We start from the raw sequence: 19,141 nt of genomic DNA, 5'->3' as shown, positions 1-19,141 counted from the left end.
CTACTCTCTAATGCGTCCCGGCCCAACATTTGGCATATTCTAAAATAATGAATTAGTCAGTCAAATATTTCTGTATCTTAAACGTAAGTGCTTGTAATTAAATATAGGCGGCCGTGTATTATAGAGCAACTAGCTCTAATTTGGCATTTTGATTGAGCATGAGTTCTTGGCTAATACTAGTGGCTATTTTTTTGTTCTCGTTCCAATGTTTTAACCAGCCACCTAGTTGCTCGTTATTTTTATCTAATGCCTCAGTTTGTTTATATTGCTTTATAAAATCAGCTCTCTTTGCCGCTGAGCTAGCTTGTTTGATTAACTCAGGAGATAACTTAGGCATTAGGGCATGTATTTGGTGCCCTGTGTTAATTGCGATCAAAAAGCCAGCAGGATCGAAATCTGTAAACGCTATTAGCATCACAGAGCTGGGTAGTTTGTTTATAAGTGTTTTTACGGCTTTTGGTGAGTGCTGAGCATCGCCGCGATACACAACTAGAGTATTGCTAGGTAGAGTGGGTAGTTTGAACTGTTCAATTGCATCAAATGCTAGCAAGTTTTCAACCACGATTACTGCATCTAACAGGCTTAGGTTTAGCGAGTCTATTGGACATCGGGTGGCTAATTGGTCGCTAGAGTAAAATAATAAGCTTGGAGCACTGCCATGGTGCAGTTGCTTGCTTAGCAAGAAGTTATCATTTGGTTTAATACCTGCTAACTTATCATCACCAGCTTTTTGGCTTGCAAGCTTTCGGTCACTGCTATGTAAGTCTAGATTTAAGTCTAACCCCAGAATATCCTTAGATAACTGGTATAATTCTTCTCGTTTGGCAAAATCTAAATTTAGACTGTTTTGGTAAACCCAGTCACTAAGATCTAAAGCGTTTATAATAGTTTTCCAGTTGCTGCTTATTGTTCCTTTTTTGCCAAGGTTAATACTCGCTACGTTACTGTGGTAGGCTTTTTGTAGCAAATTACATTGGACTTTATTAAGCCTCATTAACGTAACCATACCTGTAAATCGCGAACAATCCGATTGCCGCTAAAGATTGGGTGTGGGTCTTCAATGGGGTCTAGCGCAAAGTAGTCACGCTGTTCTTCTGGCAGAGCATGGTAGCTGCCCCATACTTGGTATAACCAAGCTTCGGCATCCCATTCCAAGTGCTGTTCTTGATAGTACTCTAAGGCCGTTTGGCCCGCAGCACTTTCTATTACGCCCAACAGGTAGTTCTCTACATCTTGTTTAATCTTTTGCTCTTGCAGGGCAAACTCTTCGGCGCCTTCTAGAGAAACCGCATGTTCGGTGTCGGTTTCACTAACTTTAGTGTGACGTTGCAATTTGAGCTGGCTAAGCGATAGCAATAAGTCGTGTTCATGTTCGCTATTGTGAATATCAACACTGGCCTTGGATAGCAGTGCAGGTGCTTGGTTAAATAAGCTTGCTACATCGAGTTGTTGCGTTGGGTCTTTCGGGCTGAAGTCGGGATGCTGAGCATGAAATAGCTGCAAACCTTTAAGCAGGCGAGACTTACCACGTAACTCGCGAAAACGGCCGAGTAAGGTGAGTAGGCGTGTTTGCACAACTGCTAGCTCTTGGGTGCAGTCGTAAACCGCTTGGCTTAGGTTCAACACCAAGATCCGGCGAAGCTCGCGAATATCGCCAGCTATTTGGCTCAAAGTATCAAAGTTTAATAAGGCAAGGCTATTGAGCAGTTCGCTTACTTGCTGCTGAGCTAGTTCATTTTCACGAATTTTGGCGCTTAAGCTGGGCACATAACCAAACTCATTGTTGATTCGGCTCCACAATACCCGCGAGCTATGGCGCAGGCTTTCGGTGAGGCTGTAGCTGTGTTCGCTTAAATCGCTGAGGTAAACGTCGGCAGCGGCTAAATCGCCAATATGTAAGGCTTCTTTGTAGTGTGCTGCCAAGGTTCTAATAGTTTCTAAGCGCGAGCCAACATTAGAATCAATTTGCCGATTTCTTGTATCACTTAAGGCTTCTTCCAATAATGAGCGCAGGTTAGAACTTAAATGCAAACCTTCGTCGGCTGATGGACGCCAAATAACGCCAGCTTTGAGTAAAGCATCAATCTGTTTACTGTCTAGCTTACTTTCATCTAGCTTGCCGTTAACGTAAGCATGCATCAGGCTTTCGCCATGACGCGCAAGCAGCTTAAATAGCTTTAAGCCAGCTTGTTGCAAATGTTGGTTCACAGTAAGGGCTCCTGCTGGCCAATGGCATCCATGGCTTGTTGTTCTAAGCCTAGACCTTCGGCTTCATCAATAAAGCTAATGACTTCAAAAATGTAATCCACTTTAGCTGTGGCAATATAGATCTGTTTTTCTTGGTTTGGTCGAACTAAATAGCCTTGTTCACATAGGCGCTTAAACACTTGCTTAAGTTGGCCATCTACTTGGCTACTGGTTGAGCCAAACAACTTGTATTGAGATATTTTTGCCAGTTGTTCACGCAGCGCTGGGGTGTCTTCCACCACGGTTTGCAACTCGCTTAAACGCAGCGCCACTCCGGCACTAATAGGGCTATCTTGGCCTTGTGCTTCTTGGCTGAGAATTAACCACTCGGTGAGCGGCAGTAAGCTACCTGCTATTTCGCTAAATTGCTGGCTTATCACTTTGTGTTCATTGTCACCTAGCTCGCGATAGGCGCAAAAATACAGTTCGCCTTCACAAGCACTGGCAAGGCGACGATTAAGCACATGTAAGTGGCTGTCGATGCGCTCGCGGTTAGCTTCTTCGGCTAAATAGTGAAAACCATCTTCGTCACTCACTTGGCAGATAAATTGGCCACTTAACAGGGCTTCTAAAATCCGCCCGGTTTCGCTCATGCCGGTGGCGCTTAACTTACTCATAGCTCAGCCTCCGCTTGTTTAGTACTGGCTTTGGCCGCTTGGGCTGCTTTTAGCTTTTCTTGTAAAGGATTAATTCGCGGCTGCACAACTTGCAGTTGGCGCTTGTCACGGTTAATGATGTAGCGGTGGGTGAACAAGTCCAATACTTCAGATTCTGGGTTAGGAAAAGCCCCCAGTATGCGAATTTGGTTATGGTCACAGGCATCAAAGATCTTCTTCACGTTGCTTTGGTGCAAGGTGCCTAATTCATCAATTGGCCAGTGAATGTAAGTATCGGCATTGCCACGCAATAAGCGGGTAAAGGCCAATAAGAACTTACACAAAATCAAGTAGGCCATGCCGTGGCTACTGGATTCATTAAGCTGGCGATCGGTGCGGATCACTAGGTCGCTATTGCCCTCGCGCAGGGTTAGCTCAATCAGCAATAACCGAGATACCCCTTCTTTAAGTGCGCTGCGACCAATAATATCTAGGGCTACCCGCATGCTGGTGGCGTAGTCTTCGTCGGGCAATTGATTAAAGCCTTGCTGCTGCCAAGCTTGGAAGTTATCTACAAAGGCTTTTAGTTCGTCCCAAAACTCTAGTTCGCTAATCTTAGAGCGAATTTTTACTGCTGAATCAGATACGCCATCTAGGCTTAAGTCTTCACCAATTTCGCGGGTAATACGGCGGCTTTGGCTCAAAATTCGTTGGTCAATGTCGCTTAAGTTTTGGTAGAAGCTGCTAATGCTCATGCCTAGGTTGCGACCGTGGTCGATTAGGCCTTGTACTTTTTGCGGCACTAAACCGTTTAACAGTTCAGATAGGTGTGGCACTAACTCACGGTAGGCGAGGGTGCTTTCTCCTTCTTCGTTGGTGCGCCGGCATGCGGCACGCGAACGCTCCCAAGTTTCGCTTAAGTCTGAGCCAGCTTGTTGCGCTAATAAGCTATCAAAATGGCGAACTGATTCATTAACTTGCTCAAGCTGCTGGTTACGCTGCACAATTTGCTGCTCGGCTTGGCGGGCTCGCTCGGCGGGTGTACCGGCAGCTTCTGCTGTTTGGTCTGCTTGGTTTTGTTTGGGTAAAGCCAATTGTTTGATTTTTCGCAACAGGTTTTGAGTTTGGCTATATTGTTGCTGTAGCTGTTCTAGCACTTGCTTAAGCTTGCTTAGCTCAGCTTGTTGGCTATCTCGCTGCTGTTTGAAGTGAGCCAGTTGCTCGTTAAGGGCTTGCTTAGCACTACTTTGTGCTTGGCGAGCATTGGCAAGGGCATCGTTAAGCTGTGGTTTTTGGTTTAGCCACACTTGTTGATGCCAAATTTTGTATTCGCTTACTTCATCACGGTACTGCTCGGCGTCTTGAATTTGTTGATTAAGTTGGCGTTTTTGCTTGGCTAAATCAACAATTAGCTGGTCATCTAAGCCCTGTGCCTGCAGCTCGCCGCGATACCATTGTTCCGACTGTTTTAGCGCTTCTTTCGCTTGTTTTTGGCGATTGCTAATAGCGTCTTGAGCTTGGCTTAGTTGCAAGGCTAGCGCATCAATCTTTTCTTCCCACCAGGCCATTTTTTCTAGCTTGGCTTCTTGGTGTTGTTCGCGTAACTCGTCTAGGTATTCTTGATGCTGTGTTTGCGCATTGTCTAAATAGGTTTTCAGCTTAGTTTGTTTTTCTAGTCCCACGCTTTGGCGCTGTTTAAGTGCGCTAGAAAAGCTTTCTTTGAGTAGCTGTTTTTCTTCTTGTAGACGTTTGAGTTGATCTTCACTGTTGTGGTGAGCCGCTGTAGCTTCGGCAACTGACAAATCTTGCTGCTGCACGGCTTTGTTGGCGTCACTTAAGTCAAGTTCGGCTTGTTTAAGCTGTTTCTGCGCCTCGTTAACGCTTTGCTGAATTTGCTCAATATGCTGTTTGATTTGCTCTTCGGTAGCCGCACATTCTGGGGCATCGATGGCTTTTAAATCTAAGGCTAAACCAAATACGCTTTGATGGTTGGTTTCGCTATGAGGTTTTAAATCACGACGATTGAGCAGCTCAGGATTAATTAACTTACCAATGCTTTGCTCCCACTGTGGGTGCTCGCTACGTAAGTGCGCCAGTAGGCTGCCATCGGCCGGTTGCAAGCTGTCTTTTAGCCCACTTAGCTTTTGTTCTAGCTGGCGAGATTGTTGGCTGGCGTTGGCTAAGATTTGGTCGGCTTGTTGGCGCTGCTGCTTTAGGCTGTGCAATTGTTCGTTGTGTTGGCGTACTTGCGCAGATAACAACTGTTGCTGCTGGTTGGCCTCGTCGAGACGATTATCCATGATATTAAGCTGGCGGCTTTCTTCTTCGGTATAGCCCATTTGCAGGGTGCCGGCCTCTAGCTGCGCCAGTTCTAGCTGATTTTTATGCTGCTGTTGTTGGAAGCTTTGCTCAACTTGGTTAATTTGCTTTTGTTGCTGCTGTTGTTCGTTATTTAGCTCAGCTTGTTGCTGTTGTTTCTCTTGGTTGAGCTGTTGCTGCAGCTGATCTTTGTTTTTATGCAGTTTGTTTAATGCCGAGTTTAGCTGCTCGTTGATTTCGCTCTTGCGTTGGTTGAAGTGAGCTTCTATATCGCTGTGTTGCTCGGTGAGCAGCTGGTGGCGTTCGCTAACTTCTCGCACTTGCTCACGCCAAAGTGGTAGCTGCTCAACCCCGCTAAGTGCTTGCTCGATATTTTTATCTTGCCAAGCTTGGTAATCGTCTTCGATGTGGTTAAGTTGCTTGTCGAAACTAGAAACATCGGCATTGGCACTAGAGACAGCTTGGTTAAGCTGTTCGCGTTGATTCTGCCACTCTTGCTCTAGTTCGCTTAACTGTTGTTTTAATTGGTTAAGCTGGCGTTGGCTATGTTCACTTTGGGAAAATAGCTCCGCTTCATCGCCTTGTAGGTTTTTATCTAGCTGGTTTAACTGAGCTTCGCTGCCAAGCAGTTGTTGGTTGATTTGCTCTAGTTTTACGAACTTAGGGCGAATCGCTTCGAACTGCTGGATTAAACGGGTTTCTTGGATCCACGCTTGCGCTTTATTGGCATCTACCCAAGTTGGTTTTAAGGTAACGCCTTCTTCTTCCAAAATGGCGGCAATCATCGATTTGATGGTTTCCATTTTGCCTTCTTTGGAGTGCACTGCTTTGGCCAATTTTTCAATGTGGCGCAGGCCATGCTTTGGATCGCACATAGAAAACTGGCGAGCAAAAGCTTTCAAATCGCTGTCGCCGGCATTTTGTAAGCTGCGATCGTTTTGAATAATTGCACGAAATTCTCTGGTATTAAGAAAGCGGGTAGTGGCTAGGGCAGCGCCGTTGAACTCTTGCTTTTTAAGTTTTTGGCCCAGTTTAGCGGGAGCCAAAAACCAGGTACCTTGTTCATCTTGTTTATCCACAAAATCGCTTAGCTCAAAAGGCTTGCCGATAAAGCGATACTTAACCCCCTGGTCTTCGCGACCAGAAGACAACACCACTTGGGCAACTTGACCGTTATATTGCTGGTACTCATAAATGATGTAGCTGGCTTCTCGTGGCAGATACCAACGCTCGAAACTATCGCGGGTACTTGGCACTACGCGGCTGGGATATTCGCCATAAAACACCGGAATAAGACGCTGTAATGTGGTTTTACCTGAAGCGTTAGTACCACATATATTGCTGTGTTGGTCGAGTTTAAGTTCTACCACACCTTTAAGGTGAGTATCGATCAAGATGATCCGCAATAAGCCAGACAAAGTGCTTCCTTTTAAATTAGCTAAACTTAGCACTCACTGCTGTAGCAAGTGCTGCTGCCACGATGAGAGAACAAACCAATCGTGGGTTTGAGCGCGGGCAGGGTAATGGCTCAGTTTAACTAAGAACTGACAGTGAGCGAAGCCTTGATAGGTGTGTTTGCTCAAAAACTGTTAGTTATCACCAAAAAAATCAAAAACGCAGGATTTCTTGACTAATCGTTTAGCTATTGCAGTTAGCAATAAGTTGTGGAATACTCCGCCGCCCTTGGGTTCTCTCACCCCCAATTAACAAAAAGATAGGTTGTTCTATTATGTGGTTTTTACAATTAACTGAGGCCGAGCGCCGCAGTGTGGTTATTCTCGCTTTATTTCATATCGTTACTATTGCTGCCAGCAATTACTTGGTGCAATTGCCCTTCACGGTATTTGGTTTTCACACCACTTGGGGCGCATTTACTTTTCCCTTTATTTTCTTAGCTACTGACTTAACCGTGCGTTTGTTCGGTGCGTCGCGAGCACGCAAAATCATTTTTACCGCAATGCTGCCAGCCTTGCTGGTGAGCTACTTGGTGTCGGTGCTGTTTTACCAAGGTGAATACCAAGGCTTGAGCGGCTTACTGGCTTGGAATGGCTTTGTGGCGCGTATTGCCTTAGCCAGCTTTTTAGCTTACTCGGTGGGACAACTGCTAGACGTAAAAGTATTTGATCGTTTACGCCAGTTGAAATACTGGTGGGTAGCGCCTGCGGGTTCCAGCGTATTTGGTAACTTAGTGGATACTTTGTTATTTTTTGCGGTGGCGTTTTATGCCAGTAGTGACGCCTTTATGGCTGAGCATTGGGTAGAAATAGCCTGGGTGGATTATGGCTTTAAATTAGCGGTGAACTTAGCCTTATTCGTGCCACTTTACGGTATGTTGTTGCACTTTTTACAACGTCGTTTAAAACCAAGTAGCGCTATCGCTTAAGGCTATAAGTGGTAATGCCTGTTTATCAAATACTGGCATTACCACTAAACCGCAAGTTATTGATTGCCTTCGGCGTTTTGCTTATGTTGAGCGGCAGCTTGCTGTAGCATATCTTCCAATGATTTGTGATGCCCTTTGGCTACTAATGCGCTGGCTAAGGCGGTTTCACGAATTAAAGTGGCGTTAAGCTCTTGGCTTTTTTTGCCTACCGGGGTTTTGTAAAAAGCCACTAACTGCTCTAACTCTTCATCCGTAAAATGCTTTAGATACACTTCGGCAATTTTAGGCTTCATCTCTTCCCAAGTCAGGTAGGTATTGGCCCACTCCTCAAGTACTGGTTGAAAGTTCTTTAAAGGAGGGTTTTGGCGAATGAGCGCCTGATTGAGATTGTTACGAATCATCTGCATTTGCAGTTCGCTGTCGTTAAGTTCCAATAATTCATTAATTGGTGCAGCTTGAAGTGAACAACTGGCAAAAACAAGGGCTGCTGTCAGTAGCTTTTTCATAGGTTCATCCTTGAGAAGATTTAGCTGGTGGCTTAAAGGCCAAGCTATGATTCATTTATGCTTTTAGCCTACACCTTAAGTAAAGCGGGGGAAAGGATTGTAATGGCAGATAAAGCTAGCTCAAAGTAAAATAGCGAACTTATAGGTTCAATAAGGTGAGTTTTACGGTAATGGCGAAGGCAAAACCCCAAGTTAAGTTACACAGCTACGGCATTTACAATAAATGGGATAGCGATGCTAAAGCCCTGCCGCAGGTTAGCCAATTTACCACTCAAGTTGAAGCTCAAATAGATGTTGAGTTCGGCTTGATTATTAATATTAAGAAAGCCAAAGGCCAGAAGGTTCGCTATTGCATCTACCACCCAAATATCCCAGATGAAAATGGCGAGGTTATGGCGCCTTTTGATGGCGAAGAGTATATACGTAGTAACGATTGGGATTTCTATTTGGGGGATACCATTTGGGCGCCGGTGAGCAATAAGCTTGGTACTTGGCGCATGACCATTGAATTAGCTGGAGAGATAATTGCTGAGAAGTCGTTTGAGTTGTACCAAGAGAGCCCCGGTGACCCCGCGCAGTTTTTCCGCAAGCGAGGCATGTGAGTAACATCATCGACTTTTTAGTTAAGAGGGCAATTTAGCATCCAGTTGATGCCAAACTGGTCGCAAATTCTAGCAAAACGTGCTTGCCAAAAGGTATCTTGCAAGCCCATGGTAATACTGCCGTTTTCTGACAATTTCTCAAATACTTGCTGCTGTTCAGCTAAATCAGAAAAGTTCAAATTAAGTTCTATATTGCCCGCGCTTTTTAATTGTTCGCCGGGCATGCCGTCGGACGCCATAAACTCTAGCTCTCCAGCCTTGAAGTGACAATGCATCACTTTATTCAACAATTCGTCAGGGATGGGCATGTCGGTTTGATTATCGCTAAAGCGCATTAAGGCAATAACTTCGCCTTCAAAGCAGTGCTGATAAAAAGCCAAAGCTTGTTCGGCTTTACCTGAAAAATTAAGGTAAGGAATAATGACTTGCATAGCTAAAAACCTTGTTACGATGGAAATAGAAAGGGGGAAGCGCCAACACTCCCCCCTTCGCGATTACTGTGACTAGTTATAGTCTTCGTCTATGTAGCGTTCTAATTGTTTTCGCTCGTTGTATTCGTCGATGCGGCGACGAGCACGTGCTTTGTCCCGCTGGTTTTTATGACTTCTTGCGTTATGGACCAGGTCTTCTTCATCCCATTCGTCCATATCATCAAAGCGTGATCGTTTCATAAGCCTACTCCAAGCCTTACTTTATTGGGCCAACATACCTAGAGTGTTAAGCCCAACTTGTTTTCTTCTCGCGGCTGCGAGACACGCAAAATGTGCAGTAAAAAGTATAGTAGGTAAAATGAATATTTTGTTACCGTAATGTTACGCAAGCTTGCGCTAAACACCATGTGGTACAGCTGTTGAGCAAGTTTACACGTAGCCGATTAAATCTTGGTTTTTAAGGCGCTTTTGGGACTTATTTAGCACTATGCTATAAGCCTAAAAGTAAAAATAACCTAAGATCTTTTACTGATTTTTTATTGCTTTTTTGAGAGTGAAATAAAACTTTGAGCGGTTTTCTTTCTAATTGTTCGAATGGTTTTTCACATAAAATTCAATTTTTTTCATTAATGATTTAAGCCAAGCTAGTTTCATGAAGTGATATCAGATGAAATCTGGAGGATGTAGTGAGTATTCGCAATACCAAACAAGCTTACGGATGGGTAGCGATTGTTATTCATTGGTTGGTGGCATTAAGTGTTTTTGCTTTGTTTGGGCTAGGGTTATTTATGGTTGATTTAAACTACTACTCTAGTTGGTATCAAACCGCGCCAATGATACACAAAAGTGTCGGAATACTGCTGTTTATGTTGATGGTATTTCGATTGGTTTGGCGAGCGCTGAATCCGCATCCAGAGTCTCCTGCAAACCATAAAACTTGGGAGAAGCAAGGAGCTAAGGTCGGCCACTGGCTACTTTACACACTATTATTTTGTTTAATGGTTTCGGGTTACCTCATTTCTACCGCAGATGGACGTGCCATTGTGGTGTTTGAATTGTTTGAAGTGCCCGCCACAATTACCGGTATTGCTCAGCAAGAAGAGCTGGCCGGCGATATTCATGAAATTTTGGCTTGGGCATTAATTGTATTGGCTGCTGGCCATGCCTTTGCTGCGCTAAAACATCACTTTATAGACAAAGATAACACCTTAGTTCGAATGCTTAAGTCGACTAAATAACCTAAAGGGACAGACAATGAAAACACAACTTAAAGCCGCATTATTGCTAGCCAGTTCTATGGGCCTAGCCTTACCTGCCAGCGCTGCCGATTACACTATCGATACTCGCGGTGCCCATGCTTCAATCAATTTTAAAGTGAACCACTTAGGTTACAGCTTTGTGGTAGGTCGCTTTGATACCTTTAGCGGTGACTTTAGTTATGATCAAAGTGCTCCAGAAGCCACTACTGTTAGTGTTAAAATTGATGCTACATCGGTTAACTCTAACCACGCTGAGCGTGACAAGCATATTCGTAGTAAAGATTTTTTAGCGGTAGACCAATACCCTGAAGCAAGCTTTAGCAGCAGCAAATATGAAGCTAATGGCGAAGAGGGTGGCAAGCTTTATGGTCAGCTTACTCTGCGTGGTGTGACTAAAGATATCGTGATTGATGTGACCAAAGTGGGTGAAGGTAAAGACCCATGGGGTGGATATCGTGCCGGTTTTGTTGGTTCAACCGAATTGGTGATGAAGGATTTTGGCATTCCTACCAACCTTGGTCCTAAGTCTACGACTGTAGCAATGGACTTAGTGATTGAAGGTATTAAGAAGTAAGCTTCATCTTCTCGCTGTCTGCTATGGCAGCGAGTCTTTTCCCCCGCCTACTTTTTCACTCTTAATGAGCTGGTTTTCTGTACGTTTAACTTATTTATCTAGACAAGTATTGTTCGCTTTTGTCAAATTTTTGAAAATGTTTTCAAGTTGTTATGTGTAAAGAATTTGTTGATCAAGCTATCAGAATAAGCATAAATTACTGATTGCTATCAAAATTTTGAACTTAAACCTAGTCAAGCGATGTGCTAAATATTACCCTTGTTGAGTTTATTCACTTCAAGGCCCAATAAAGCTTTGATTTTATTCGGCTAGCAACTAAACACAGGGAGTGTTCGTTTGACTATCAGCATAGTGATTGGCTTTATTGCTTTAGCAGTTTTGGTGTACCGTTTGAGGCATATTCATTACACCTTTGTGTGTGAACTGCGCTCCGGAAAAGTCACCGTGGTTAAAGGTCATGTGCCAAGTTCATTTGTTCACGATTGTCGTCAAATGATGCGTGGCCGCAAGGTTGTTGGCTTGGTAAAAGGTATTAACAGTGACGGAAAAATGAAGCTGCGCTTTTCTTCTTCCATTACCCAGTCTGATCAAATCTATTTGGAGAAACAATTTCCTCATAAATTGTATGACAGCAAAGCTTCGGATATAAACGGTAGTGTTTCTTTAGACTAAGAATTTACAAAAAGAGAAAGCCCGGTTTATGCCGGGCTTTTTTATTTGGCTTTAGAAAACATACTCAGAGGAGCAGGGGAGGCTTTTTGTTCCACTCCCTTGATGGGATCTCACTCTGGCTTAATATACGAGCGAAGTTTGGCGACAATACGCACTGCCATGTTTGCCCCATTAACCGGAACATATAGCCAACGCGCAAACAAAAATACCTTACGTCTAAATACCCATAAATACATAGCTTGTTCGGAGTAGAATCGGTATCCCCAGCGCTGTTCAAAAAGGCGCGAAGAGGCTTCGGTATATTTAGGGTGCCAACGGAAGAAGAGCTTCATGTCGTACCAAGCCATTCTGGTGCCTAGGTTATCAAAAATAATGATAGATTCTGGTTGGGTGACAATTTTGTATCCTTTTGATGACAGCCAAAAGCTGGCGGAGGTCACCCAAACGGCATTGGCTCAGCCAGAGCTGCTCATTGAGTTTGGTCGCGCCGGTCGCCAGCGGGTTTTGGATGAGTTTTCATTGCAGCGCACCCAGCAGCAATACCAAGAGATTTATGAGGATTTTGGTACCAGCGTATAGTGTTAGCGTTAGTTAATTCAGCTAATGGCTTAGTTCGATACTATTGTTATTGGCGCCTTCCTAGCGACTGGCTCTGTTAGCCAATGACTAGGTAAGCTATTTAGTAAGGGCGCGCTTAGCGCCTTTTTTATTTTGCGGATTACCCATAGGCAAAATACCGCAGTAGCAACTAGTGACAAAGCTACTGCTAGCGATTCCCATTCGCTCAGCCCTTCTGACTTGGGAACTGTTTGTGCTATAGCGCTGCTACTCATCAAGCTAGATAAAAGACATAAGAGTTTCATAAACCACCTAGATTAAATGATAATGATTATCATTTAATCTAGGTGGTTTTGTTTTTATATGCAAGCCTTTTAGTTATATGTCTCGATGGAGTACTTTAAACATACGTTTCGCTTCGGTAATAACTAAGTCGCGAAGTGGATTCTCGGGGGTGTCATTACGCCATACAAATGATAATGAACGTTCAATACTTAGCTCTGGTACGTTTAGCCTGACCAGCTCACCTAACTCGAGTGCCTTTATTACATCTAAATAAGGCAAGCAGCTTAAATAGCTGGTGTTGGCTACCAAGGAGCGCAGCACCGGGATGTGTTCATACTCTCGATGAACTTTTAAGGAGTCAATAGTGCCCTGAATAGCGCTGTCAAATACTCTGCGGGTGCCTGCTCCTTGTTCACGAAGCACCCACTGAGCTTGTTCTAACTGGGCAATACTTACCCGCTCTAATTTTGCATAAGGGTGGTGAGCGGCTGCTACAATCACCAAATGGTCGTTACACCATACTTGGTGAGCAATGCGGTCATCGTCACAGCGCCCTTCAATCACTCCCAACTGGTAATCGTAGTTAATTAAGCCATTAATCACTTCAGCGGTATTTTCTACGGAAAAGCTAATGCGCAGTTGTGGAAAGTTGTTATCAATATTACTGATGAGATCTGGAATTAAGTGTTCAGCTGCGGTTTGGCTGGCGCAAAGCTGCAGTTCACCACTTACTAAGTGCTGCTCGGCAAAACCTTCTTCAATTTGCATAGCATCTAACAATAATTGCTTGGCCTTTGGGCGCAGCCATAAGCCCCACTGGCTAAGCACCATCCGCTTGCCACGCCTGTCAAATAAGGGCTTTCCCAATAGTTTTTCAAGTTGAGCCAAAGACATGCTGGCGGCAGACTGAGTGAGCGCGAGTTTGTCGGCGGCGGCACTTACACTGCCGTGGGTTGCAACGGCTTCAAATACGGTAAGTTGCTTTAAAGAATAGCGCATCGCTGACTCCAGAATTGTTTTAAGAGGCTTTATTAGCTGCTAAGTATAGTAAACATAGGTGGTATAAGAAGTTTTGATATAGCTCATAAATATTATCCGCTTACTCGCCCAAAGCTTTCTCGCTATTGTAATAACACGTTTAGTCATTAGCGACTTTAGTTGCTTGTTATTACAGGTTTTAGTGTAGATGAATCATATTCAAGTGGAGCGATTGCCAACTCCTAAAGTAGTAAGCAGTGAAGCGCCCAAAGAGAGCGTTTCATTAGCCGCGCTAAGCCCCGACCAAATGACTCAGTTTGCCGAGCAGTATGCTTATAAAAAGGCAACTAATACCACTGCTAAAACCTTGAGTTTAGCGCTTAGTGCCGGTGTATTTATTGGTTTAGCTTTTGTTTTTTACATTACGGTGACCACGGGTTCTGCGGGTGTAGGCTGGGGAGTTAGTCGCTTACTTGGTGGCTTAGCATTTAGCTTAGGTTTAGTCATGTTGGTGGTATGTGGCGGTGAGTTGTTTACTAGTAGCGTGTTATCAATTATTCCCCGAGCCAACGGCCTACTTAATACGAGAGCAATGCTAGCTAACTGGAGTAAAGTTTATCTAGGTAACTTTGTCGGTGCGTTGTTGCTAGTGCTGGTGGTAAGCGGCGCAAAGCTTTACCAGCTCGATCACGGCCAATGGGGGCTTAACGCTTTATCTATAGCACAACACAAATTGGAACATGGTTTTATGCAGGCAGTGATGCTGGGCATGTTATGTAACTTATTGGTGTGCTTGGCGGTATGGATGACCTTTAGCGCTAAAACCAGTGCCGCCAAAGCAGCCTTAGTGATTCTACCGGTAGCGATGTTTGTTAGCACAGGCTTTGAGCACGTCGTTGCCAATATGTTCATGGTGCCTCTAGGCATTGCAATTAAAACTTGGGCAGAGCCTAGCTTCTGGGCACAGATTGGCCTTCAAGCCAGCGCTTTTGAGCACTTAACTTGGGCTAATTTTGCCTCACACAATTTATTACCAGTCACTATCGGCAACATTATTGGCGGAGCAGTGATTGTAGGCTTGGGTTACTGGTCGGTGTATAGCCGAGGTAGTCAGCTTGAGCCGGTACGTCCTAAATTTTCTGTTTTATCAAATCAATATTCTGGTCCTGTTGGAGAACCTACTATGCAAAACTTAAAAACTATTACAGTCGCTGACATCATGTCTCCTGCCGACAATGCACTTAGCCCTGACATGACTATTGCAAGTGCTTGTGATGCTTTATTAGCTCAAGAGTTACCTGGGGCGGTTGTGGTAAACGAAAGCAATGAGCTGCAAGGCTTTGTTTCAGAACTAGAAATCTTAAGAAAGTTGTGGCTAGAAGATTACAGCAAACCAAGTACAACTACCGTAGCAAGCATTATGCAAAAGGATATTATGACTGTGGCACCTAATCACAACTTATTAAAATTAGCCGAGTACATGAGTGTTGATGTTGCCCAAGTTTACCCTGTGTCTGAGTCAGGTGTATTGCTAAGTTCTACTCATCAACCTCTGGAAGAGCGTTTACGTAACAGTAGTGTTTACCGCCCGAAGGTTTTCCCTGTAGTCGACAGTGGCAAATTAGTGGGTGTGGTTACTCGTCACCAAGTACTTAAAGCGCTACGCCCAGCTTTAGGTGCCCCGGTAAAGCTAGAAGAGCCTAGAGCTGAAGTAGCTGAATCAGTGGCCTAAGCACTACATTAGTTAGTCTTGCTAGCTAAGCTATAAATTAGATTGATGAGCAGCTGCATTTATGTAGCTGCTTTTTTGTGGGTGAATGGCAAAGAAATAGCGTTAACATAAGCTTTTGTTGCTCGTTCATAGTTACTTAAGAAGGTTGGTGCAACTAGGCTAAGCAAACTTTGCTGTTGCTTTACTCACGTCCAACTCTCATTAGAATAGAGTTAGCACCTATACGCCCACTAAGATAACGCCACTATATAGGTAGGCTTATTGGTCGGGGCGAATAAGACTTACAATATTTTTCCTTGTTAAACATGTGCTTGTATGATTTTTCATGTGTTCGTTTATTGCTGTCAGAGCTTCAATTACTAAGACATTAACAAGGAATACCTGTGCTGACCATTTGTGCATGATGGATATTGTAGTTCGGCTAATTTGATATCACTTAAATTGATTATTTATCTAAGTGATTATTTTAAAGTGGTTTATTTGTTTTATTCCTGTCTTGATTTGGATTTCGTATCGCTGATTAGTGAGGGTTAAAACGCTGGAGCTAGTTGCTCGCAAACTCTTTGGCAGAGGTTGTAAGGTGAAGTAAACTAGCTGATTTCAGTTATCTAGAGTCTCTAGACTGTTTTTGAGGGGTTCATGAATTGTTTGAGTAAGTAGTTTTTACCCGCCGATGTTGAAGGCACAAGCTTTTGTCCTGTTGTTTGTTGCTATCAAATATTTTGATTTCGACGCTTGTTGTTTTGAGGCGCTATAAAGCTTATTAACTAACAGTTGTTCTCAGTAGATGCTTATCAGCAAAAAGCTAAATGAAAGCGCTAAACCTTTGGGTTGTGAGCGACTTAAGCTGAGCTCGGGTGAAGGTGGCTAAAAGTGCTTGCTCAATTAAGCGCTGTTTTTGCAAAAATATACTCATGTATGGGTGAATATCATGTAAAATCGCCGTTTATTTTTTAACATTTCTGGCTCAAGGATGAATCGGCGGCTCTCTCTACGTTATATTCTGTTTATTATTTGTATGTTTGCAGCTTTGCTGCCTACCTTAATGGTTAGCTCTTGGGTTCAACATCAAGTTCAACAAAATGAAACCGCCACTGTGCATGAAAAGCACTTACTCATCGCGCGTAACTTAAGTACTGCGCTGGCTCGATATGCCAACGATACAGCGGCTATTTTTAGCAGTGCTAATCAGCAAATCAGCCTTGAACATTTTCATAATGACCTATCACCACTACTTGAAGAAATTAACTTATATGCCTTGTTTGAATGGCAGCAGGGACGAGGTCAGCGTTTCTTTTATGGCGAATCAAAGTTAAACATTTTCAATAGCGTTCCAGCGCAAGTTCAAGTTGCTATGGAGCAAGCTCGAGCAAGTAAAAACCAAGTGTATTTTAGTGGGGTAGTGGTTGAGGGAGTACCCCAACCGACGATATTTTTAGCCGTTTATCAAGGCCAAGATCGTTTCTTAATGGGCGCTTTGGGCACCCAATACCTGCTAGAAAGTCAGTCTGAAGTGCGCTTTGGTGAGTTAGGACATGTGGCTATTTTTGATCAATACGGGCGAGTATTAGCGCATCCTAATGAGCAGTGGAGTATTCGAGCGAAAGATCTTTCTGGTTTAGCTCCAGTAGTGTTGATGCGTGACAATGACTTTGGTGTGAGCGAGTTTTATTCACCGGCACTACAAGCCGATATGATTGCAGGCTATGCCAAAGTAGCAAATACCGGTTGGGGGATTATTGTTCCGCAACCTATTACCGAACTACAGTCTTATTCGTTAAAACTTCAGCGCTATGCATTTTTTGTTAGCTTACTTTGTGTATTGGTGGTCGGCGTAATAAGTTGGTATTTGGCCTGTATGATCGTGCGGCCAATTAGCCAAGTGGTTGATACCGCCCAAGGTATTTCTCACGGTGAAATGGGCAAGTTTGTTAATCCTAAACGTTGGTTTATTCCGGTTGAAATTGCCGCTCTAATCGCCAAGTTTAATGCCATGGCGGGTGAGGTTTACACCAGTAGAACCTTGCTGGAGCAACGAGTAAAACAACGTACTGCAGCGCTTAGTAAAGAAGTGGCGGTGCGTAAAAAAGCTGAAGAGCAAGTATGGCAGCAAGCCAATTTTGATCCGCTAACTGGCTTACCTAATCGGCGCATGCTTAACCGCTTGCTTAGCGATGCCTTAGCCACTCGTTTAGAGACTGAACGAGTGAGTTTAATGCTGTTAGATTTAGACCAATTTAAAGGCATTAACGATACTCTGGGGCATGACATGGGTGACATGTTGCTGCAGATAGCTGCTCAGCGCATTCAGCATTGCATATTACAGGGTGAACATGTCGCTCGCTTAGGTGGCGACGAGTTTATTATCCTACTTAAAGAATCTGGTCAAAGTGATAGGGTGGCAGAGCTTGGCGAGGCAGTGCTTCGTACCTTAAGTACGCCCTTCCAGCTGGGCATTGAAAGGGTGTATATCTCAACCAGTATTGGTGTGGCGTTTTCTCCTAATGATGGTGAAAAAATCGATGACCTACTAAAGCATGCTGACCAAGCCATGTATGTGGCCAAGCAAGAAGGGCGTAATCGACTCAGTTACTTTACCGCGTCCCTCCAAGAGCAAGCGCAAGTACGTCGTTTGTTAGCTAATGACTTACGCCAAGCGGTGGCCAAAAAGCAGCTGCATTTACACTATCAACCAATTGTGGATTTGAATACCGGAGAGCTGCTTAAAGCCGAAGTACTAGTGCGCTGGTTGCACCCAAGCCAAGGCTGGATTAGCCCTAGCGACTTTATTCATGTTGCCGAAGAAACCGGTGTGGTGGTAGAAATTGGCAACTGGGTATTTAGCACTGCTGTTACTCAGCTAAAAGCTTGGAAGGAACGTGGCTTAGTGCCAATTCAACTGAGCATAAATACCTCTCCTAAGCAGTATTATGAAGCGGAGTGCGATGTTAACCAATGGCTTACTGAGCTTTCTGAGGCTGGCTTATCGAGCGCCGATGTCGTGATGGAAATCACCGAGGGCTTGTTAATGGAAAACAGCCCGGTTGTGAATGAAAAGCTGCTAGCCTTTAGTAAAGCTGGCGTAGAGGTTGCCTTGGATGATTTTGGTACTGGCTATTCATCACTGGCTTATCTGCAAAAATTTGATATTGAATACTTAAAAATTGACCGGATGTTCATTCATAATCTTGAGCAAGATGGTGATGACTTAATTGTGTGTAAGGCAATTGTGGTTATGGCGCACAAGTTAGGTATTCATGTTATTGCCGAAGGAATTGAAACCGAGCGCCAAGCTAAATTACTACGAGAAGCAGGTTGTGATTTCGCGCAAGGCTATTGGTTTGCCAAGCCTCTGCCGCATGACGAGTTTGAGTTAATGCTAAGCGACACTACTACATGTTTGTTGCCGCAGAAGCGTTGATTGCAAATCATCATTTTTAGTATTGTCGGCTTAATAACTGTCATGTTGCCTTGAGCCGCAGTTTGTTACAATGGCTGCTTCTAGGCGCAAAGGCTATCTGAATAATCATGCTGCAAATATCTAATACCGTTAGTTTAGGTGAATGGGAAATCGAGCTCAGTGCTATTCGCGCTCAAGGAGCTGGTGGGCAAAATGTAAATAAGGTATCTAGTGCCGTTCATTTACGCTTTGACATTCCCCATTCAAGTTTGCCGGCATTTTATAAAGAGCGCTTACTAAAACTTAACGACCAGCGTATTAGTAAAGACGGCGTATTGATCATCAAAGCGCAAAGCCACCGCACTCAAGAGCGCAATAAAGAAGATGCCTTACAACGTTTAAAAGAGTTAATCCTTAGTGCAGTGGTTGTGCAAAAGAAACGACGTCCTACCAAGGCTACTTTTGGCTCCCAGCGTCGTCGCATGGATAAAAAAACGCAGCGTGGCCACACTAAGCAATTACGCGGTAAAGTCTCTCACTAAAGCTAAATCACCATTAGTTTATTGAACTGCCTATTCAGCTAGTGACCTCGCTCGGAA

At 44.0% G+C, this 19,141-nt stretch carries 18 protein-coding genes; 9 read left to right on the top strand and 9 right to left on the bottom strand.

The window, feature by feature from the left end; genetic code table 11:
• Positions 1 to 118 precede the first annotated feature (118 nt).
• From K5609_RS17915 to K5609_RS17900, 4 genes are read right to left on the bottom strand one after another with little or no spacing between them, the layout of a single operon-like run.
• Positions 119 to 994, bottom strand: coding sequence for a DUF7281 domain-containing protein (locus tag K5609_RS17915; protein WP_221074831.1), 876 nt, complete (start codon positions 992 to 994; stop codon positions 119 to 121).
• Positions 994 to 2,208, bottom strand: a complete 1,215-nt coding sequence (locus tag K5609_RS17910) for a phosphoenolpyruvate carboxylase (protein ID WP_221074830.1) — start codon at positions 2,206 to 2,208, stop codon at positions 994 to 996. Before K5609_RS17910 ends, K5609_RS17915 begins: the two co-directional genes overlap by 1 nt.
• The gene (locus K5609_RS17905) at positions 2,205 to 2,864 is read right to left on the bottom strand and encodes a condensin complex protein MksE (protein WP_221074829.1); all 660 of its coding nucleotides are present in this window, start codon (positions 2,862 to 2,864) and stop codon (positions 2,205 to 2,207) included. The genes K5609_RS17910 and K5609_RS17905 overlap by 4 nt, the downstream gene beginning before the upstream one ends.
• Positions 2,861 to 6,580, bottom strand: a complete 3,720-nt coding sequence (locus K5609_RS17900; RefSeq protein ID WP_221074828.1) for an ATP-binding protein — start codon at positions 6,578 to 6,580, stop codon at positions 2,861 to 2,863. The genes K5609_RS17905 and K5609_RS17900 overlap by 4 nt, the downstream gene beginning before the upstream one ends.
• 311 nt (positions 6,581 to 6,891) lie before the next feature.
• Here K5609_RS17900 and K5609_RS17895 point away from each other — a divergent pair, with 311 nt between their 5' ends.
• Positions 6,892 to 7,545, top strand: a complete 654-nt coding sequence (locus K5609_RS17895; RefSeq protein ID WP_221074827.1) for a 7-cyano-7-deazaguanine/7-aminomethyl-7-deazaguanine transporter — start codon at positions 6,892 to 6,894, stop codon at positions 7,543 to 7,545.
• 56 nt (positions 7,546 to 7,601) lie between these two features.
• Here the strand turns inward: K5609_RS17895 and K5609_RS17890 are convergent, their stop codons facing one another.
• Positions 7,602 to 8,051: a DUF2059 domain-containing protein gene (locus K5609_RS17890; RefSeq protein ID WP_221074826.1), complete on the bottom strand. Its 450-nt coding sequence runs from the start codon at positions 8,049 to 8,051 to the stop codon at positions 7,602 to 7,604.
• A gap of 170 nt (positions 8,052 to 8,221) precedes the next feature.
• On the opposite strand from K5609_RS17890, the gene K5609_RS17885 reads away from it, so the two are divergent.
• Positions 8,222 to 8,653: a DUF3859 domain-containing protein gene (locus K5609_RS17885; RefSeq protein ID WP_221074825.1), complete on the top strand. Its 432-nt coding sequence runs from the start codon at positions 8,222 to 8,224 to the stop codon at positions 8,651 to 8,653.
• A 17-nt stretch (positions 8,654 to 8,670) separates the two neighbouring features.
• On the opposite strand, the gene K5609_RS17880 is transcribed toward K5609_RS17885, so the two are convergent.
• Together K5609_RS17880 and K5609_RS17875 are read right to left on the bottom strand one after the other, a co-directional pair.
• A complete protein-coding gene (locus K5609_RS17880; RefSeq protein WP_221074824.1) occupies positions 8,671 to 9,084 on the bottom strand; it encodes a VOC family protein in 414 nt (137 codons plus the stop codon).
• Positions 9,085 to 9,156: 72 nt separating this feature from the next.
• Complete coding sequence (locus K5609_RS17875) at positions 9,157 to 9,324, bottom strand: PA3496 family putative envelope integrity protein (RefSeq protein WP_221074823.1); 168 nt, start codon at positions 9,322 to 9,324, stop codon at positions 9,157 to 9,159.
• 446 nt (positions 9,325 to 9,770) lie between these two features.
• On the opposite strand from K5609_RS17875, the gene K5609_RS17870 reads away from it, so the two are divergent.
• From K5609_RS17870 to K5609_RS17860, 3 genes are all read left to right on the top strand, one after another.
• The gene (locus K5609_RS17870) at positions 9,771 to 10,322 is read left to right on the top strand and encodes a cytochrome b (RefSeq protein ID WP_221074822.1); all 552 of its coding nucleotides are present in this window, start codon (positions 9,771 to 9,773) and stop codon (positions 10,320 to 10,322) included.
• Between the two features lie 16 nt (positions 10,323 to 10,338).
• Positions 10,339 to 10,917, top strand: a complete 579-nt coding sequence (locus K5609_RS17865) for a YceI family protein (RefSeq protein ID WP_221074821.1) — start codon at positions 10,339 to 10,341, stop codon at positions 10,915 to 10,917.
• 336 nt (positions 10,918 to 11,253) lie between these two features.
• Positions 11,254 to 11,589, top strand: coding sequence for a DUF3634 family protein (locus tag K5609_RS17860; protein ID WP_221074820.1), 336 nt, complete (start codon positions 11,254 to 11,256; stop codon positions 11,587 to 11,589).
• Positions 11,590 to 11,699: 110 nt separating this feature from the next.
• On the opposite strand, the gene K5609_RS17855 is transcribed toward K5609_RS17860, so the two are convergent.
• Positions 11,700 to 11,936, bottom strand: coding sequence for a hypothetical protein (locus K5609_RS17855; RefSeq protein ID WP_221074819.1), 237 nt, complete (start codon positions 11,934 to 11,936; stop codon positions 11,700 to 11,702).
• Between the two features lie 25 nt (positions 11,937 to 11,961).
• On the opposite strand from K5609_RS17855, the gene K5609_RS17850 reads away from it, so the two are divergent.
• Complete coding sequence (locus K5609_RS17850; protein ID WP_221074818.1) at positions 11,962 to 12,168, top strand: glycosyltransferase; 207 nt, start codon at positions 11,962 to 11,964, stop codon at positions 12,166 to 12,168.
• Positions 12,169 to 12,525: 357 nt separating this feature from the next.
• Here the strand turns inward: K5609_RS17850 and K5609_RS17845 are convergent, their stop codons facing one another.
• Positions 12,526 to 13,431: a LysR substrate-binding domain-containing protein gene (locus K5609_RS17845; protein ID WP_221074817.1), complete on the bottom strand. Its 906-nt coding sequence runs from the start codon at positions 13,429 to 13,431 to the stop codon at positions 12,526 to 12,528.
• 187 nt (positions 13,432 to 13,618) lie between these two features.
• Here K5609_RS17845 and focA point away from each other — a divergent pair, with 187 nt between their 5' ends.
• The 3 genes from focA (at position 13,619) to arfB (ending at position 19,084) form a co-directional block, all read left to right on the top strand.
• The gene (gene focA, locus K5609_RS17840) at positions 13,619 to 15,142 is read left to right on the top strand and encodes a formate transporter FocA (RefSeq protein WP_221074816.1); all 1,524 of its coding nucleotides are present in this window, start codon (positions 13,619 to 13,621) and stop codon (positions 15,140 to 15,142) included.
• A gap of 973 nt (positions 15,143 to 16,115) precedes the next feature.
• Positions 16,116 to 18,563, top strand: coding sequence for an EAL domain-containing protein (locus K5609_RS17835; RefSeq protein ID WP_221074815.1), 2,448 nt, complete (start codon positions 16,116 to 16,118; stop codon positions 18,561 to 18,563).
• Between the two features lie 107 nt (positions 18,564 to 18,670).
• Entirely contained in the window at positions 18,671 to 19,084 is a 414-nt protein-coding gene (gene arfB / locus K5609_RS17830; RefSeq protein ID WP_221074814.1) for an alternative ribosome rescue aminoacyl-tRNA hydrolase ArfB, read from the top strand.
• Positions 19,085 to 19,141: the final 57 nt, after the last annotated feature.

It is taken from the genome of Agarivorans aestuarii, from assembly GCF_019670125.1.
Lineage (GTDB): Bacteria > Pseudomonadota > Gammaproteobacteria > Enterobacterales > Celerinatantimonadaceae > Agarivorans > Agarivorans aestuarii.
The sequence above is the reverse complement of the archived record's forward strand: the minus strand, read 5'-3'. Positions and strand labels throughout refer to the sequence as shown.

Bases quoted from the DNA above. Each gene is read 5' to 3' on its own strand.
- K5609_RS17915 (WP_221074831.1), bottom strand. From the start codon at position 994: ATGAGGCTTAATAAAGTCCAATGTAATTTGCTACAAAAAGCCTACCAC.
- K5609_RS17905 (WP_221074829.1), bottom strand. From the start codon at position 2,864: ATGAGTAAGTTAAGCGCCACCGGCATGAGCGAAACCGGGCGGATTTTA.
- K5609_RS17895 (WP_221074827.1), top strand. From the start codon at position 6,892: ATGTGGTTTTTACAATTAACTGAGGCCGAGCGCCGCAGTGTGGTTATT.
- K5609_RS17890 (WP_221074826.1), bottom strand. From the start codon at position 8,051: ATGAAAAAGCTACTGACAGCAGCCCTTGTTTTTGCCAGTTGTTCACTT.
- K5609_RS17885 (WP_221074825.1), top strand. From the start codon at position 8,222: ATGGCGAAGGCAAAACCCCAAGTTAAGTTACACAGCTACGGCATTTAC.
- K5609_RS17880 (WP_221074824.1), bottom strand. From the start codon at position 9,084: ATGCAAGTCATTATTCCTTACCTTAATTTTTCAGGTAAAGCCGAACAA.
- K5609_RS17875 (WP_221074823.1), bottom strand. From the start codon at position 9,324: ATGAAACGATCACGCTTTGATGATATGGACGAATGGGATGAAGAAGAC.
- K5609_RS17865 (WP_221074821.1), top strand. From the start codon at position 10,339: ATGAAAACACAACTTAAAGCCGCATTATTGCTAGCCAGTTCTATGGGC.
- K5609_RS17855 (WP_221074819.1), bottom strand. From the start codon at position 11,936: ATGGCTTGGTACGACATGAAGCTCTTCTTCCGTTGGCACCCTAAATAT.
- K5609_RS17850 (WP_221074818.1), top strand. From the start codon at position 11,962: ATGATAGATTCTGGTTGGGTGACAATTTTGTATCCTTTTGATGACAGC.
- K5609_RS17845 (WP_221074817.1), bottom strand. From the start codon at position 13,431: ATGCGCTATTCTTTAAAGCAACTTACCGTATTTGAAGCCGTTGCAACC.
- focA (WP_221074816.1), top strand. From the start codon at position 13,619: ATGAATCATATTCAAGTGGAGCGATTGCCAACTCCTAAAGTAGTAAGC.
- K5609_RS17835 (WP_221074815.1), top strand. From the start codon at position 16,116: ATGAATCGGCGGCTCTCTCTACGTTATATTCTGTTTATTATTTGTATG.
- arfB (WP_221074814.1), top strand. From the start codon at position 18,671: ATGCTGCAAATATCTAATACCGTTAGTTTAGGTGAATGGGAAATCGAG.